Annotated in this window: 16 protein-coding genes and 1 pseudogene; 13 read left to right on the top strand and 4 right to left on the bottom strand. The window is 40.1% G+C overall.

Annotated features, from left to right (window positions below; genetic code table 11):
* Positions 1–25: 25 nt before the first annotated feature.
* Both lspA and AC4PG0_RS09555 read left to right on the top strand, forming a co-directional pair.
* A complete protein-coding gene (gene lspA, locus AC4PG0_RS09550; RefSeq protein ID WP_003729506.1) occupies positions 26–490 on the top strand; it encodes a signal peptidase II in 465 nt (154 codons plus the stop codon).
* On the top strand, positions 490–1,398 hold the full coding sequence (locus tag AC4PG0_RS09555; RefSeq protein WP_031649447.1) for an RluA family pseudouridine synthase: 909 nt from the start codon (positions 490–492) through the stop codon (positions 1,396–1,398). Before lspA ends, AC4PG0_RS09555 begins: the two co-directional genes overlap by 1 nt.
* A 17-nt stretch (positions 1,399–1,415) precedes the next feature.
* Here the strand turns inward: AC4PG0_RS09555 and AC4PG0_RS09560 are convergent, their stop codons facing one another.
* Together AC4PG0_RS09560 and brfA are read right to left on the bottom strand one after the other, a co-directional pair.
* Complete coding sequence (locus AC4PG0_RS09560) at positions 1,416–2,240, bottom strand: STAS domain-containing protein (protein ID WP_045554492.1); 825 nt, start codon at positions 2,238–2,240, stop codon at positions 1,416–1,418.
* A gap of 94 nt (positions 2,241–2,334) precedes the next feature.
* Positions 2,335–2,559, bottom strand: coding sequence for a ribosome rescue factor BrfA (gene brfA / locus AC4PG0_RS09565; protein WP_003762973.1), 225 nt, complete (start codon positions 2,557–2,559; stop codon positions 2,335–2,337).
* A 231-nt stretch (positions 2,560–2,790) separates the two neighbouring features.
* Here brfA and pyrR point away from each other — a divergent pair, with 231 nt between their 5' ends.
* The 10 genes and pseudogenes from pyrR (at position 2,791) to pyrE (ending at position 14,333) form a co-directional block, all read left to right on the top strand.
* A complete protein-coding gene (gene pyrR / locus AC4PG0_RS09570; RefSeq protein ID WP_003762971.1) occupies positions 2,791–3,342 on the top strand; it encodes a bifunctional pyr operon transcriptional regulator/uracil phosphoribosyltransferase PyrR in 552 nt (183 codons plus the stop codon).
* Between the two features lie 128 nt (positions 3,343–3,470).
* Positions 3,471–4,757 (top strand): solute carrier family 23 protein, encoded by a 1,287-nt coding sequence (locus AC4PG0_RS09575; protein WP_492167646.1) that lies wholly within the window; start codon positions 3,471–3,473, stop codon positions 4,755–4,757.
* Positions 4,758–4,835: 78 nt separating this feature from the next.
* Positions 4,836–5,747, top strand: a complete 912-nt coding sequence (locus tag AC4PG0_RS09580; protein WP_003762966.1) for an aspartate carbamoyltransferase catalytic subunit — start codon at positions 4,836–4,838, stop codon at positions 5,745–5,747.
* Positions 5,735–7,015, top strand: coding sequence for a dihydroorotase (pyrC, locus tag AC4PG0_RS09585; protein WP_492167647.1), 1,281 nt, complete (start codon positions 5,735–5,737; stop codon positions 7,013–7,015). Before AC4PG0_RS09580 ends, pyrC begins: the two co-directional genes overlap by 13 nt.
* Positions 7,012–8,103, top strand: a complete 1,092-nt coding sequence (locus AC4PG0_RS09590; protein ID WP_003762963.1) for a carbamoyl phosphate synthase small subunit — start codon at positions 7,012–7,014, stop codon at positions 8,101–8,103. The genes pyrC and AC4PG0_RS09590 overlap by 4 nt, the downstream gene beginning before the upstream one ends.
* Positions 8,096–11,311, top strand: coding sequence for a carbamoyl-phosphate synthase large subunit (gene carB, locus AC4PG0_RS09595; RefSeq protein ID WP_492167648.1), 3,216 nt, complete (start codon positions 8,096–8,098; stop codon positions 11,309–11,311). Before AC4PG0_RS09590 ends, carB begins: the two co-directional genes overlap by 8 nt.
* 19 nt (positions 11,312–11,330) lie before the next feature.
* Positions 11,331–12,098 (top strand): annotated as a pseudogene (locus tag AC4PG0_RS09600) (dihydroorotate dehydrogenase electron transfer subunit); the annotation flags it as partial.
* Positions 12,095–13,009 (top strand): dihydroorotate dehydrogenase, encoded by a 915-nt coding sequence (locus AC4PG0_RS09605; RefSeq protein ID WP_003762958.1) that lies wholly within the window; start codon positions 12,095–12,097, stop codon positions 13,007–13,009. The pseudogene AC4PG0_RS09600 and the gene AC4PG0_RS09605, both read left to right, overlap by 4 nt.
* Complete coding sequence (gene pyrF, locus AC4PG0_RS09610; RefSeq protein ID WP_003769309.1) at positions 13,006–13,707, top strand: orotidine-5'-phosphate decarboxylase; 702 nt, start codon at positions 13,006–13,008, stop codon at positions 13,705–13,707. The genes AC4PG0_RS09605 and pyrF overlap by 4 nt, the downstream gene beginning before the upstream one ends.
* A complete protein-coding gene (gene pyrE, locus AC4PG0_RS09615; RefSeq protein WP_409353473.1) occupies positions 13,704–14,333 on the top strand; it encodes an orotate phosphoribosyltransferase in 630 nt (209 codons plus the stop codon). The genes pyrF and pyrE overlap by 4 nt, the downstream gene beginning before the upstream one ends.
* Positions 14,334–14,368: 35 nt before the next feature.
* Here pyrE and AC4PG0_RS09620 read toward each other — a convergent pair whose 3' ends face one another.
* Positions 14,369–14,968, bottom strand: coding sequence for a short chain dehydrogenase (locus AC4PG0_RS09620; protein ID WP_003769304.1), 600 nt, complete (start codon positions 14,966–14,968; stop codon positions 14,369–14,371).
* A gap of 87 nt (positions 14,969–15,055) precedes the next feature.
* Entirely contained in the window at positions 15,056–16,768 is a 1,713-nt protein-coding gene (gene fbpA / locus AC4PG0_RS09625; RefSeq protein WP_492167649.1) for an Rqc2 family fibronectin-binding protein FbpA, read from the bottom strand.
* Positions 16,769–16,925: 157 nt separating this feature from the next.
* On the opposite strand from fbpA, the gene AC4PG0_RS09630 reads away from it, so the two are divergent.
* Entirely contained in the window at positions 16,926–17,801 is an 876-nt protein-coding gene (locus AC4PG0_RS09630; protein WP_003762948.1) for a YicC/YloC family endoribonuclease, read from the top strand.
* The last annotated feature ends 18 nt before the right edge of the window (positions 17,802–17,819 follow it).

Consider the following 17,819-nt stretch of genomic DNA (forward strand, 5'->3'; position numbering starts at 1 on the left):
CTGATGTGAAAAGAGGGTTCGAAAAATGTATTATTATCTAATCACCCTAGCCGTGATTGCGCTAGACCAATTGACAAAATGGATTGTTGTTCAAAACATGGAAATTGGACAGAAAATAGAAGTTATTCCTGGATTTTTATACTGGACAAGCTATCGTAATGACGGAGCAGCTTGGAGTATTTTAGAAGGGCATATGTGGTTTTTCTATCTTATTACTGTAATCGTTATTGGAATTATAATTTATATTATGCAAAAATATGCCAAAGGAAAGCGACTATTTTCCATTAGTTTAGCGTTTATTCTAGGTGGTGCGATTGGTAATTTTATCGACCGGATCTTGCATCAGGAAGTGGTGGATTTTGTACAAACAGTGTGGGGAAATTATTACTTCCCAATCTTTAATGTGGCAGATGCCGCGCTTTCAGTTGGTGTCGTACTAATGCTCGTGTATGTTTTTGTAGACGACCGCAAAACGAAAGGAATTAAATAATGCAGAATGAAACATTGATTATAGAAGAGAGTCACGCTCGGGAACGTGTGGATAAAGTTATTGCTGAAATGATGGGAAAAAGTCGTTCAGCGATACAACTTATGCTAAAAAACGGCGATATAACGGTAAACGGAGAACTTGCGAAGCCGAATTATAAAGTTCAAGTAGGAGACGAAATTCGTTATGAAGCTCGTGAACCAGAAGAACTGGAGATTTTAGCCGAAGATATTCCACTTGATATTTATTTTGAAGACAAAGATATGCTCGTTGTAAATAAGCCTGAAGGAATGGTGGTTCATCCGTCAGCTGGTCATGCGAGTGGAACGCTTGTAAATGCTTTATTGTTTCATTGTGATGATTTATCTGGTATAAATGGTAAAATTCGTCCAGGGATTGTTCACCGAATTGATAAAGATACATCGGGATTGCTTATGGTTGCGAAAAACGACCATGCGCATGAATCACTAGCCAAACAATTAAAAGATAAAACATCTGATCGAGAATATATCGCACTCGTCCATGGTGATATTGTCCATCAAAAAGGAACGATTGAAGCGCCAATTGGTCGAGCAAAAGAAGACCGTCAAAAAATGGCTGTTGTTCGTGACGGCAAAGAAGCGCGGACTCATTTTGAAGTAATTGAGCGTTTGCCTGGTTATACTCTTATTAACTGTAAGCTTGACACGGGGCGGACACACCAAATTCGTGTCCACCTTAAATATATTGGTCATCCGCTAGCTGGTGATCCAAAATACGGACCAAAAAATACAATAAAAGGTAATGGACAATTCCTTCATGCGGCCAAACTAGGATTTGATCATCCGACGACAAACGAACGAATGACCTTTGAAGCACCACTACCAGATTCTTTTGAACAAGCGCTTAAATCATTACGACAAGAAAACTAAAAAAGAAGCAAGAATGCCTACTTAAGGGCGTTTCTTGCTTCTTTTTCTTTGATAAGTGATTTAGTTGCTTGACGTAAAGTAGCAAATGTTTTAATGCCTTTTTGCTCGGTCAAGTTGGCTTGTACCATTATTTTGGCGGTTTCCGGCTGCATTCCGGTAATGATTGGTGTCACTCCGACAAGTTTGAGTGAAGAGAAGAAGTGCTCAATATATTCGCCAATATTAGCTGAATCAAATTGTACGCCAGATAAGTCAATAATCAAATAGTTTACGGGCTGTTCGCACGTTTCAAAAAGAGCTGTTTCGGTAATTTGTTTTGCTCGTTCATCCGTTATTTTTCCTATAAGTGGCAAAAGAAATACTTTTTCAGCAAGCCAAATTAGTTTTGTTGAACTTTTGATGATTTGGTTTTCTTTTTGTTGGACTAATTGTTCTGTAGCGAGTGTGTATCCTTCGATTAAATGTTGTGTGAAACTACTAAATACTTGGTGGAGTTTGATGCTAAAAAGATATAACTCGCGGTAATTATTACATTCTGCATTTATTTCCGAGGCATAATCTAGTAAAAATTCTTCTAGTAAACGAATATGAAATAAAATGCGTGAAATGCCAAGTGATGTAATAAATTGTGCCTTTCCTAATTCACGAGCGAATGTATTCATTTTTGCAAGGTCTTCGGTCATACCAATAAATAAATTTTCCAAGACAAAACCGGTTTCGTCCATTAGGCGGTGGTCATCTTTTAAGGCAAAAACATATGGATCATCCACAGATACATAATATGTAAGCCAACCTTTAACGACGGTTTCTTTCTGTTGTAATAAACTATTCATAATGCTCATTCTATTCACCTCTTAAGTAGATGTTTTTTTAGCTATTAAAGCATAGCATAAAGCATAAAAAAAGAGGAATAATTTCTAGAGTGAGCCCATTATTTTAAACCGTTTTATGTATAAAATGTGAAAACTTAAAAAAAACCGCAAAAAAAGAATCATCTTCTTGGTGATTCTTCTTTTTCCTACTATAAAGATATCCTTTTTTAGTTTTTGTTTGCTTGGAGCTTAGATCAATTAGTGCAAAGGGACTTCGTTTGATTTCTGGATTTAAACGACCTTCGCGCACTAGTTTTTGGCGTTTCTTTTTCGCTTTAGATGTAGCCATAACTTTGGCCTCCTTTATTTTATTATAAACAGTATAACATGTTTTATATTTTTTTGATTGACAGGGAGAGTTCTTTCAGGTAAGATGAATATAATGAAATAAAGTCCTTTAACATAGTCCAGAGAGGCTAAGAAGGTGACGATAATTTGACGGGTTATTTGTATACTCGTACGCGTTCCCTTGCTTACACTGGCAGAGGGTTATTTTTTTGCACAAAAGGAGAGATTTCGGATGCAAAAACAAGTAGTTGTCATGGACGAGGCGGCAATCAAACGCGCGCTTACCCGGGTTAGTTACGAAATCATCGAACGAAACAAAGGGACAAAGAATTTAGCGCTTGTCGGTATTAAGACTCGTGGTATTTATCTTGCGGAGCGTTTGCATAAGCGGATACTTGAAATTGAAGGTATTGACGTGCCAGTTGGGGATATTGACATTACGCTTTATCGCGATGACTTATCTTTCAAAGATGATAAAACGCGCGAACCCGCTGTACATGGGACGAACATTCCATTTGATATTAATGGAAAAAAAGTCGTTCTTGTAGATGATGTGCTTTATACAGGTCGAACTGTGCGTGCCGCAATGGACGCATTAATGGATGTAGGTAGACCTGCGCAAATTCACCTTGCAGTGCTGGCTGATCGGGGTCATAGAGAGCTTCCAATCAGAGCAGACTACGTAGGGAAAAATATTCCAACTTCAGGTAACGAGCGAGTAGAAGTGCGCTTGACCGATGTGGATCATTCAGAAGATGCGGTTATTATCAACAAAAATGAATAACAATGTACCACTTTTTTAAAAGCAGTCCTGTGAGGCTGACAAAGAGTGATTAATTTCTATAGGGGATTATTCTATACTCTTTGTCGACCGAGGCAAGGGGTATTTTTTATGAAGAAAGAGGGAAGAAAATGACAGAAACGACAGAAACAGTGACAAAACCAGTACTAGATATACACGAAAAACCAAGCTTTAATAAATGGATTATTCTTAGCATCCAGCACCTTTTCACCATGTTTGGCTCTACTATCTTTGTGCCAAGTGTGACAGGGTTAAGTCCGGGAGTGGCGCTTGTATCTAGCGGGCTCGGGACACTTGCTTATCTAGGAATTACTCGCGGGAAAATACCCGCATATCTAGGTTCTTCCTTTACCTTTATTGCACCAATTACAGCATTACTTGCAGCAAAATCAGGCGGAGGGCCGGGCGCAGTTATGGTCGGAACTTTCTCAGTCGGAGTAGTTTATGCAATTGTTTCTTTGATTGTTTATTACGCGGGTGTTGATTGGATTCAAAAAGTATTACCGCCAATTGTTGTTGGACCAGTTATTATGGTTATCGGTTTGTCGCTAGCTCCAAGTGCGGCTGCGATGGCGATGGGAACGAACAATGGTAAATATAGTTTAGAAACTTTAGTTGTAGCAATAATCACGCTCCTTGCAACCATAATCGCCATGATGTTTTTCAAAGGATTTATGGGCTTGATTCCGATTTTGTTTGGCTTCACAGTAGGTTACTTAACAAGTATGGCTTTCGGCATGGTAGATTACACGTTAATCAAAAATGCTTCGTTTTTCCAAGTGCCAGATTTCAGTATTCCATTTGTAAATATCGACCCAGTTATTACTGTTACAGTTATCCTTAGTATGGCGCCACTAGCGTTTGTTACGATGGCAGAACATATGGGACATCAATTACTACTTAATCGAATTACAAATAAAAACTTTTTCAAAGATCCAGGACTTCATCGTTCCTTGCTTGCGGATGGTACGGCTTCGATTATCGCATCGTTAATCGGTGGACCACCTGTAACAACATACGGTGAAAACATTGGTGTTCTAGCAATTACAAAAGTATATAGCGTGTTTGTTATAGGAGGCGCGGCAGTTTTCGCTATCCTCTTCGGATTTATCGGCTACATTAATGCAGTTATCACCTCGGTTCCAACAGCAGTTCTAGGCGGAATTTCCCTGCTACTCTTTGGGGTTATTGCGACAAGTGGACTTCGAATGATGATTGAAAACAAAATTGATTTAAGTGTCAATCGTAATATGATTATCGCTTCTGTTGTACTAGTAGTAGGAATTGGTGGCTTGTTCATTAAAGCTGGAACGTTCGAACTATCTGGTATGGCACTCGCAGCAGTCATTGGGATTATCTTAAACTTAGTATTACCAGCCGAGCATAAATCAGCATAACACATCATAAAAAACCTCTGCAGACAAAATTTCACAGAGGTTTTTGTATAAAATGAATGAGAAAAGGTGGCGCTTTGAATGAAAAATTTGTTGTCAATGGAAGCATTAACCGTCCATGAAATCGAGCATTTATTAGAGCAGGCGGCACAGTTTAAGCACGGAAAAAAAGCAACGTTGAAAGAACAAGCTTTTGCAGTAAATATGTTTTTTGAACCAAGTACTAGAACGCATACGAGTTTTGAAGTAGCAGAGAAAAAGTTAGGAGTAGAGGTTGTGTCCTTTGACGCAGCAACTTCTAGCATGACAAAGGGCGAAACGCTTTACGACACACTGTTAACTATGGAAGCTGTCGGAGTAAATGTAGCAGTTATCAGACATTCTGAAGAAAACTACTATGCCGGACTTGATAAATTAAATATTGCTATCGTAAACGGCGGAGATGGCTGCGGGGAACATCCGAGTCAATCACTACTAGACTTATTCACGATAAAAGAACAATTTGGGACTTTTCAAGATTTAAAAGTGGCGATTGCTGGCGATATAAGGCACAGCAGAGTAGCGAACTCAAATATGAAAGTATTAAAAAGACTTGGAGCGAAGTTGTTTTTCTCCGGACCGAGAGAATGGTTTGATGATAGCTACTTAGAATACGGCACTTACTTACCCGTCGATGAGATTGTTGAAAAAGTCGATGTGATGATGCTGTTGCGTGTACAACATGAGCGACATAGTGGAACAGAACAATTTACAAAAGCAAGTTATCACGAAAAATTTGGACTTACGGTTGAACGGGCAGCGAAATTAAAACAAGATGCAATCATCATGCACCCAAGCCCCGTGAACCGCGACGTTGAAATTGCTGATAGCTTAGTTGAAAGCGAAAAATCACGCATTGTTACGCAAATGACAAATGGCGTTTTTATAAGAATGGCAATTTTGGAATCAATTTTAAAAGAACAGGAAATGAGGGCGAAAGTATGTACGTATTAAAAAATGGTCAAGTGTTAAATGAATCAGGCGAACTAGAGAACAAAGATGTACTTATCCAAAACGGCAAAGTCAACTTGATTGCAGATTCGATTGAAGTAACAAGTGGCGAAGAATATGATGCAACTGGAAAACTAATCGCACCAGGCTTTATCGATGTTCACGTACATCTTCGCGAACCAGGCGGAGAACATAAAGAAACCATTTTGACCGGAACAAAAGCAGCAGCACGCGGAGGATATACAACGATTTGTTCGATGCCTAATACAAAACCTGTTCCAGATTCCAAAGAAGTAATGAACAGTTTACAAGCAAAAATTAAAGAAACAGCAGAAGTTCGAGTGTTACCATACGCATCCATTACAACGAGTCTTGGAACGGACGAGCTAGTAGATTTTGAAGCTTTAAAAGAAGCTGGAGCATTTGCTTTTACAGATGATGGCGTGGGCGTACAGCTAGCCGGAACAATGTACGAGGCAATGAAACGAGCAGCAGCACTAGATATGGCAATCGTTGCTCACTGTGAAGACAACTCGCTCATTTACGGCGGAGTGGTCCATGACGGAATTTTTGCTGAAAAAGAAGGACTTAAAGGCATTCCAAACATTGCAGAATCGGTTCAAATCGCGCGTGATGTTTTACTAGCAGAAGCAGCCGGCTGTCACTATCATGTTTGCCATATTTCGACTAAAGAATCTGTTCGCGTGGTACGTGATGCAAAACGAGCGGGTATCCGTGTCACAGCAGAAGTTTCGCCACATCACTTGATACTCGACGAAGAGGACATTCCGGGAAATGACGGCAACTGGAAAATGAATCCACCACTTCGCAGCAAAGAAGATCGCGCGGCTCTTTTAGAAGGATTACTAGATGGAACGATTGATTTTATCGCAACTGACCACGCACCACACGCAGCGGAAGAAAAAAATGTCCCAATGGAGCAAGCCGCATTCGGTATTGTCGGTTTAGAAACGGCTTTCCCACTGCTATACACCCATTTTGTCAAAACGAACGAATGGACGTTAAAACAACTTATCGACTGGATGACAGTGAAGCCAGCAGAGTGCTTTAAACGCCCATACGGAAAACTAGAAGAAGGCGCAGTAGCAGATATTGTCGTACTTGATTTAGAAAAAGAAGCAACTATTGATCCAGCTACTTTTTACTCAAAAGGAAAAAATACACCATTTGTTGGAGAAACGTGTATCGGCTGGCCGGTAGCAACGTTTGCAGAAGGAGAACTTGTATACAATGAGGGGGAAATCAAATGACAAAGCGAATTTTAATGCTAGAAGATGGCAATTACTTTATCGGTGATGCAATTGGTAGTGAAAAAGAAACAATCGGTGAAGTTGTTTTTAATACGGGAATGACTGGCTACCAAGAAACAATCACAGACCCTTCATATTATGGGCAAATTATCACTTTTACGTATCCACTTGTTGGAAACTACGGCGTGAACCGCGATGATTTTGAATCCATTAATCCAGCTGTCAAAGGAGTCGTTGTGCGTGAAGCTGCAGAATATCCATCCAACTGGCGCAACCAAATTACTTTAAATGAATTTTTAAAAGAAAAAGGCATTCCTGGAATCGCGGGAATTGATACGCGTAAATTAACGAAATTAATTCGTAAAGAAGGCACGCTAAAAGGAATTTTATCAGCAGCAACAGCAGACAAAGAGGAATTGCTACACCATCTTCGTTCTGTACGCTTGCCTGTTGACCAAGTACATGAAGTATCTTCGGCTAAAGCTTTTGCAAGTCCAGGCGATGGTAAACGAGTTGTCCTTGTGGATTATGGTGTGAAAAGCTCGATTTTACGAGAACTAAATAAACGTAATTGTTATGTGACGGTTGTTCCTTATAATACAACTGCCGAAGAAATCCTTGCCATGCATCCAGATGGCGTGATGTTATCAAACGGACCTGGTGACCCGAAAGATGTACCCGAAGCGCTAGAAATGATTCGCGGTATTCAAGGTAAACTGCCATTATTTGGAATCTGCTTAGGGCACCAACTATTTGCACTAGCGAACGGAGCTGATACGTTCAAATTGAAGTTCGGTCATCGTGGTGCGAATCATCCAGTAAAAGAATTAGCAACTGGCCGCGTTGACTTCACTGCGCAAAATCACGGTTATGCGGTAGAAAAGGAATCGCTTATCGGCACTGATTTAAAAGTAACGCACATTGAATTAAACGATGAAACAGTGGAAGGCCTTGCACATAAGGAATACCAAGCTTATACCGTACAATATCATCCAGAAGCAAACCCAGGTCCAAGTGACGTTAACTATTTATTTGACGAATTTATGGAAATGATGAATGTGAAAGAGGAGGGTGAATTACATGCCTAAACGTGACGATATAAAAACAATTCTTGTAATCGGCTCTGGCCCGATTGTTATTGGACAAGCAGCGGAGTTTGACTATGCGGGAACTCAAGCTTGCTTAAGCTTAAAAGAAGAAGGTTATCGGGTAGTATTAGTGAACTCGAATCCAGCGACGATTATGACAGACGCAGAAATGGCTGACAAAGTATACATTGAGCCAATTACGCTTGATTTTGTATCGCGCATCATTCGTAAAGAACGTCCGGATGCCATTTTACCTACGCTTGGAGGACAAACGGGGTTAAACATGGCGATGGAACTTTCAGCTGCGGGGATTTTGGATGAATGTAATGTGGAAGTACTTGGAACTGATTTGACAGCGATAAAAAAAGCGGAAGACCGGGAAGCTTTCCGTGATTTGATGAATGAACTAGGTGAACCAGTACCAGAAAGCGATATTATCCATAATTTAGACGAAGCTTATACTTTTGTAGAACGAATTGGCTACCCGGTTATCGTTCGCCCGGCTTATACGTTAGGTGGTTCTGGCGGCGGGATATGCCATAATGAACAAGAATTAATTGAGACAGTAACTAGCGGATTAAAATTAAGCCCAGTAACTCAGTGCTTACTAGAAAAAAGTATCGCTGGATTTAAAGAAGTAGAATATGAAGTAATGCGTGATGCGAACAATAACGCGATGGTTGTTTGTAACATGGAAAATATTGACCCAGTTGGCATACATACCGGCGATTCGATTGTAGTTGCACCAAGTCAAACACTTTCCGACCGCGAATACCAACTGTTGCGGGATGTTTCATTAAAAATTATCCGCGCACTGGAAATTGAAGGTGGCTGTAATGTTCAGCTAGCACTTGATCCGGATAGTTACAACTACTATGTAATCGAAGTAAACCCGCGTGTGAGTCGTTCATCCGCACTTGCCTCGAAAGCAACTGGTTACCCGATTGCAAAACTAGCAGCGAAAATCGCAGTTGGCTTAACACTAGATGAAGTTAGAAATCCAGTAACAGGAACAACATACGCACATTTTGAACCAACGCTAGATTATGTTGTTGCGAAAATCCCACGGTTTGCTTTTGATAAGTTCGAACAAGCGGATCGTCGCCTTGGCACACAAATGAAAGCAACTGGGGAAGTTATGGCAATCGGTCGTTCATGGGAAGAAGCCCTTCTAAAAGCAGTACGTTCCCTTGAAATCGGTGCTGACCATTTATTACTCGAAGAAGCTGAAAATGCTGACGCGGAAACATTAGAACGCAAAATTTGTTTCCCAGAAGATGATCGCTTATTCTTCTTAGCAGCAGCATTGCGCCGTGGTCAAACAATCGAACAACTACACGCGAAAACAAAAATAGATTTATTCTTCCTATACAAATTAAGTAAAACGATTGAACTAGAAAATCGCTTGAAAGAAAACCCGCAAAACGAAGAAATTTTAGCAGAAGCGAAACGAGCAGGTTTTTCTGACGCGTTTATCGCCACTTGCTGGAGGAATATCGACGAACAAGCAATATACGACTTACGAAAAGCGCAAAATCTTTTCCCAGTATATAAAATGGTGGATACATGTGCGGCCGAATTTGAGTCCACTACGCCATACTTCTATAGTACCTACGAAGATGAAAATGAGTCGATACGCTCAAGTAAAGAAAGCGTAATTGTGCTTGGCTCTGGTCCGATTCGGATTGGACAAGGGGTAGAATTTGACTACGCGACAGTACATTCAGTCTGGGCAATTCAACAAGCGGGTTACGAAGCGATTATCATCAATAATAACCCAGAAACAGTCTCTACCGACTTTAGTATATCGGACAAACTGTATTTTGAACCACTTACTTTAGAAGATGTTATGCATGTAATCGAAATCGAACAACCACTTGGCGTTGTCGTACAATTCGGTGGACAAACTGCCATTAACTTAGCAGATGGGCTTGCGAAACGAGGCGTTAAAATTCTTGGTACAAGCTTAGAAGATACCGACCGTGCAGAAAACCGCGACGCTTTTGAAAAAGCATTAGAAATCTTACAAATCCCACAACCAGCTGGAAAAACAGCCACTTCCGTAGAAGCAGCAATCAAAGTAGCAACGGATATTGGCTACCCAGTCTTAGTGCGACCATCTTATGTACTTGGTGGACGGGCAATGGAAATTGTAGAATCTGAAGAAGCGTTAAAACATTATATGACAAATGCAGTAAAAGTTAATCCGAAACATCCTGTGTTAGTCGATCGTTATGTTAGCGGTCAAGAAGTAGAAGTCGACGCAATCAGCGACGGCGAAAATGTATTAATCCCTGGAATCATGGAACACATTGAACGTGCCGGTGTCCATTCTGGTGACTCGATTGCCGTATATCCAGCACAACGTTTAAGCGAACAGGTGAAAAATACAATTGTAGATTATACGACCAGACTTGCAACAGGCTTAAACATTATCGGTATGCTTAACATCCAGTATGTTGTTGACGGTGAAGAAGTTTTCGTTATCGAAGTAAACCCTCGCTCAAGCCGAACAGCACCATTTTTAAGTAAAATCACGGAAATCCCAATGGCGAATGTGGCAACAAGAGTTATTTTAGGAGAAAACTTGATTGACCTTGGTTACACGCCGGGACTTGCACCAGAAAAACAAGAAATTTTTGTAAAAGTACCCGTGTTCTCCTTCGCGAAATTGCGTAGCGTTGATACATCACTTGGACCTGAAATGAAATCAACCGGGGAAGTTATGGGAAAAGACGTTACGCTTGAAAAAGCTCTCTATAAAGGCTTTGTAGCAAGTGGAACTACGATGCATGATTATGGGACAGTACTTCTAACAGTTGCTGACCGTGATAAAGAAGAAGCAGTTGAACTAGCTAAGAGATTTAATCGCATCGGTTTCACTATCATGGCTACAAAAGGAACAGCCAGCACACTAGAAGAAGCAGAAATCCCAGTTTCACAAGTGAAAAAAATTGGTGAAAATCAAGAAACATTAATTGATTACATTCGAAACGGCCAAGTAACGCTCGTAGTGAACACTTTAACTACAGGTAAACGTCCAGAACGTGATGGTTTCCAAATTCGTCGTGAATCTGTCGAAAATGGCATTCCAGTTTGTACGTCGCTTGATACAGCAGAAGCAATCTTGCGTGTACTTGAATCACGCTCCTTCGAACTAGAATCAATGAATGCCAGTGAAGTTAAGCAACCTAAAGCACGTGTATAAATAGAAGAAACGGGGTGGAACCGTGTTACAGACGGAAATGAAAGTCATTCAGCAAACCGAAATTGCAGATAAAGTATACGAATTAATCTTATCAGGAGAATGTGTAGCCGACATGTCCCCGGGGCAGTTTTTAATGCTAAAACCTAGTCGCTCTGATTTATTAATGAGACGACCGATCAGTATTTGTTCTTATGATAAAACGGCAAAGACATGCATTCTCTTGTACCGGGTAGAAGGAGATGGGACTAAAGATTTCAGCAGTCTTTTAGAAGGGGATTCTATCGATGTGTTAGGTCCGCTTGGAAAAGGTTTTGATTTAAATACTACTCCGGCACCAAAAACCGCTCTTTTAATCGGGGGTGGAATTGGTGTCCCTCCAATGTATCAACTTGGTAAAGAACTAGCTGATAAAGGCGTACAAGTCACGTTTGTAAACGGGTTCCAATCTGAAAAAGACAGTTTTTATGAAAAAGAAATGACAGAATACGGCACTGTGCATATTGCGACAGTCGATGGATCATACGGAACACAAGGCTTTGTCACGGATGTTACGAAAAATTTTCCAGAAGAGCCAGACGTTATCTATAGTTGCGGACCAAAAGCGATGTTACAAGCTGTGAAAGCAAGTTTTCCAGAAACAAAAACATATCTTTCTTTAGAAGAACGAATGGCTTGTGGAATTGGAGCTTGCTATGCATGTGTTTGTCCAAAAGCTGGGGATACGAAGAAGCAATTTAAAGTGTGCGAGGATGGCCCAGTATTTCGTGCAGATGAGGTGAGTTTATGAATCGATTAGCGGTAGAAATTCCAGGATTATCCTTAAAAAATCCGATTATGCCAGCATCTGGGTGTTTTGGATTCGGACAAGAATATAGCAAATACTATGATTTAAATGAACTTGGTGCGATTATGGCAAAAGCAGTCACACCAGAACCTAGACTTGGAAATCCCACACCACGAGTAGCAGAAACAGCGAGCGGAATGCTTAATGCAATTGGCTTACAGAATCCTGGTTTGGAACATGTTTTAGCCCATGAATTACCATTTTTAGAGCAATTTGAAACGCCGATTATCGCCAATGTAGCAGGTGCGACGGAGGACGATTATGTTCAAGTCTGCTCCCGAATCGGGGAATCAAAAGCAGTAAAAGCAATCGAGCTCAATATTTCTTGCCCAAATGTGAAACACGGCGGCATTGCTTTTGGAACAGATCCGGAAGTAGCGCACCGTTTAACAAAAGCCGTGAAAAGTGTCGCAAGTGTGCCAGTTTATGTAAAATTATCACCGAATGTAGCGGATATTATTTCCATCGCCCAAGCAATTGAAGCGGCGGGGGCAGATGGACTAACGATGATTAATACGTTACTCGGTATGCGGATAGATTTAAAAACTAGAAAACCAGTCATCGCTAATGGTACAGGTGGGCTTTCAGGACCAGCGATTAAACCAGTTGCTATCCGGATGATTCATCAAGTTCGTGCTGTAAGTAATATTCCTATCATCGGCATGGGCGGCGTGCAAACCGTTGATGACGTGCTAGAATTCTTAATTGCTGGGGCAGATGCAGTCGCAGTCGGAACGATGAATTTTACAGATCCCTTTATTTGCCCAAAATTAATTACCGAACTGCCAAAAAGAATGGACGAACTCGGCATTTCTTCTCTACAAGAACTTAAAAAGGAGCTACTAAACCAATGAATAAACCAATTATCGCGCTAGATTTTCAAACTTACCAAGAAGTAGAGGCTTTTTTAGCCCAGTTTTCCGGAGAATCTTTATCCGTAAAAGTCGGTATGGAACTTTTTTATAGTAACGGTCCAGCCATTGTTGAAAAAATAAAGCAACAAAATCATGCTATTTTTCTAGATTTGAAACTCCACGATATTCCAAATACGGTCAAAAGTGCGATGATTGGTTTGGCAAAACTAGGTGTTGATATGGTGAATGTTCATGCATCAGGCGGAAAGAAAATGATGGAAGCTGCTCGTGAAGGTCTTGAAATAGGTTCAACAAGTGGCAAACGTCCAAAACTTATCGCAGTGACACAACTTACTAGTACAAGTGAAACCGACATGCAAAAGGAACAATTAGTAAAGGCTAGTCTTCTTGAATCAGTGCTACATTACAGTGATTTAACCAAACAAGCAGGGCTAGATGGTGTTGTCTGCTCAGCACTCGAAGCAGAAGAAATTAAACTAAAAAATGGTTCTGAATTTTTACGCGTAACGCCAGGTATTCGATTAGCAAGTGATGCAGCAGACGATCAAATCCGCGTCGTAACACCTGAAAAAGCTCGTTCGATTGGATCATCGAATATCGTCGTTGGTCGCTCTATCACTCGAGCAAACGACCCAGTAGCAGCATATAATCAAGTTTTGAAGGAGTGGAATGCATGAGTATTGAAAAACAAGTTGCGGAACAATTATTAGAAATTAAAGCGGTATTTTTAAAACCAAATGAGCCATTCACTTGGGCTTCCGGCATTAAATCACCTATTTACTGTGATAATCGTCTAACACTAGGTTTTCCAAAAGTTCGTCAATATATCGCTAAATCGTTAGCAGAAAAAATCAAAGAAAATTTTGGCGAAGTAGATGTTGTAGCAGGAACCGCGACGGCAGGAATCCCGCACGCCGCTTGGGTAAGCGATTTACTAGATTTACCAATGGTCTACGTGCGTTCGAAAGCAAAAGAACATGGCAAAGGGAACCAAATCGAAGGGCCACTTACTAAAGGACAAAAAGTAGTTGTGATTGAAGATTTGATTTCAACAGGTGGAAGTTCGCTTAAAGCAGTTGAGGCTTTAGAAGAAGCTGGAGCGGAAGTACTAGGAATCGCAGCCATCTTTACATATGGATTAGATAAAGGTAAAAAACTACTGGAAGAATCTAATACAAAACTAGTAACTTTAACAAATTATGACGAACTGATTGAAGTCGCTTTAAATAAAAATTACGTTACTACTGAAGATATGGCAACCTTGAAAGAATGGAAGAAAAACCCAGAAGTTTGGGGGAAATAAAAAACAGCTCACCGATAGAGGTGAGCTGTTTTTTATTAATATACTTTATAACTTTCACCCGTTTGTGCACCAAAAACACTTTTTTCAAACGCACGGGCAACTTTTGCAGCAGGAACTGGGAGGAAACCTTCGAAAAATGGTTCTAGTTTATCCCAAGATTCTTCTAGTACATTCGGGCTCACTGTATTAATCCGAATTCCGCGTGGCATTTCAATCGCCGCAGATTTTGCAAAAGCAGTTACTGCACCGTTAGCCATGGCAGCGGAAGCACCTTGAACGATTGGATCTTCCATCATAATCCCAGTCGTAAGTGTAAAGCTTCCTTTATCATTTAATGAGTCAATTCCTAGTAAAACGAGATTAATTTGCCCGCCTAATTTACTACTAATTGTCACAGCGTTTTTCTCTGGAGTTAATTCCGTTAAAGGTGAAAAAGTGGCACTCCCAGTTGCTGAAACAATCGCGTCTACCTTACCCACTTGTTCGTACATTTTTTTTATACTATCAATATTTGTTATATCCACGGTAACATCACCACTATGTCTACCAGCAGTAATCACTTCGGCTTTTTTCTCCAAACGTTCTTTCACCGCAGAACCAAGCGTACCTGAAGCGCCAATTAATAAAATTTTCATTTGTCTATCATCCTTCCAATAAAAAAGTAAAGTCAGTATAATATCTACCCTAAATTTGAAAGAAAAAACGGCTCCGCGAGGGAACCGTTAATTTTTCAGCGCTAAAACAAGCTTTTCATCTGGTGTGACAAAATATGTTGTTTGATTATCGTAAATAACATAACCAGGTTTAGCGCCATTTGGTTTTTTAACGTGTTTTACAAGTGTGCCGTCGACTGGGACAGTTGCTGAAAGACGTGCTTTGGAGTAGTAGGCAGCAATCATCGCAGCTTCTGTAATGGAAGTCTCATCCGGGTTATTTGACTGAATCACAACATGCGAACCGGGTAAATCTTTCACGTGGAACCAATATTCATTATTTCGAGCTAATTTATTCGTTAAATAATCATTTTGTTTATTATTTTTTCCAACTAAAATTGATAAGCCGGTCGAAGAAGTATATTTTTCTGGTGTGGGTAAAGTAGCTTTTTTACGGCTGCCTTTTTTCTGTTTGTAACGAAGATAGCCTTGTTCAGCTAGTTCTTGGCGAATTTCTTCCACATCTTCTGGACCGGAAGTTTCTAGTTGGGCTTCAACGGACTCTAAATAGGTAATTTCTTCTTTAGTAAGTGCGATTTGCTCTTTTACTACTTCGACGGCGTTACGTAATTTTTGATAACGACTAAAGTAACTTTGCGCATTGGCAGATGGCGTTTTTCTAGAGTCAAGCGGGATCGTCATTTTTTTCATATCATCGTAAAAATTTTCGACGGTAATTTCTTCCATTCCGCGCTCCATTAAATGTAAATTGGCTGTTAGAAGCTCGCCTTGGATACGATAAACGTCCGCTTTTTCTGTTTCAAGTAAGGTGTTTTCGAGTTTTTCGATTTTCAGTCTACTTCTAGCGAGTTCATTGGAAATCAGTTTTTCCAAATCATGCGCAAATTGGTGAACACGGTCACGACGCGCTTTGCCGATATAAAAATGATCTAAAAGGGCACTTAAATTAGCGAATTCAGTTGTCACAGCATCAACATGACGGAGCGGGAAGAAATAATAATCTTCCTTATTTTGGATCCGCCATTCGTTTGGAACAGCGGCACTTCCTAAATGCTCATTCACTAGCCCAATCACTTCAAAAAAGGCAGAAACAAGTGAGTCGGCTGTTAAATTTCCAGCACGAAAAACAATTTCTCGAGCGAGTAATGGACTAAATCCTGCAAAATTTTGTACGAGTTGTTTGTCGATTCGACCTGCTGTAAAATCAAGTCTATCCAGAATTTGCTCCGAATTAACCTCGAATGGGTTCAGTTTATCTGATGCAGGCGGTAACACGTAAGTCGCCCCCGGTAAAAGTGTCCGGTAACTATTTTGTGCTGGAGAAACGTGTTTAATACAGTCGACAATCACATTTTTCGCACGATCGACAAGGGTAATATTACTGTGGCGCCCCATAATTTCCACAAATAAGTCGCAAAAACGGTTTTCGCCAATATCATCTTTCCCGCGAATACTAAATTGTAAAATCCGTTCATTAGGAAGTTGCGTGATAGACTCAATAATTGCTCCTTCTAAATATTTCCGGAGTAACATACAAAACATTGGTGGTGTTGCTGGATTTTCTGGAATATCATCGGTCCACTGAATTCGGGCATAGCTAGGGTGCGAAGAAATTAGCAGACGTTTATTTTCACGGTTTTTTCGAATATATAAAACAAGTTCATGCGAAAATGGTTGGTGGATTTTCATAATACGACCACTTTCACCATGTTCCGCAAGTTCTTCTGTCATTGCTTTTAAAAACATTGCATCAAACGCCATTAGTTATTCATTCCTTTTTTGAGTTAGTTACTTTCTATTTTAACATACATTCCGAAAATGTATTGTATGCATGAAGTAGCTTTGGTATAATAAGAAGTCAGAACAAATTTCAAGTAATCTTAGAGGGAACTTTAAGTTATGAAAGGTGTCTTGCCAAATGGTGAAAAGCATGACGGGATTTGGGCGTGCTACGAAAGAATTTGAAGCGTTCAAAGTAACCATTGAATTAAAAGCAGTCAACCACCGCTACTCCGAATTTCTTTTTCGGATGCCAAAACAACTTGCTTATTTAGAAGGAAAATTAAAAAAGACGATAAGTAAGCAAATCAAACGTGGTAGAATTGAATGTTTCTTTTCCATCACAGGAGAACAAATTTCAAAACGTGAACTACATATTGATTGGGACCTCGCAGACAGCTATTACCGTTTTATTAAACAAGCAAGCGCTCGATATGAATTACAAGAATTACCTACAATGACCGATTTACTTCAAGAACAAGCTTATCTTTCTATTGAAGAAGAAGTGGAAGCAAGTAGCGAGCTAGAGCGACTAGTTTTAGACACACTTGCCCGCGCAACCGAGCGACTGGACGAGATGAGAAGTATGGAAGGAGCAGAATTACTGCTATATTTCAAACAACATCTTACAGCACTCGAGACAAGTTTGGAAATCATTCAAGCCGAAATTCCAAATACAGAAAAACATTATCAAGAAAAAATTGAAACTCGCTTACAAAACGTTGTGGGCGACCAATTTGATCCTAGTATCGTTCTTACAGAAGTCGCAATGCTACTTGAAAAGGCAGATATTAATGAAGAAGTAGAACGAACTAAGAGCCATTTAAAGCAATTTTATGGTATTATTTTACTCGAAGAACCAATTGGACGGAAGCTGGATTTTCTTATCCAAGAAATGAACCGCGAAATCAATACTATTGGATCCAAAGCAAGTTCTCTAAAAATCACCGAACAAGTGGTTGAAATGAAAACGACGCTAGAGAAAATTCGGGAACAAGTGCAAAATGTGGAATGATATGCAGGAGGGGAAATG

The sequence above is a fragment of the Listeria sp. MAN/IMW/UF464 genome (genome assembly GCF_058683955.1).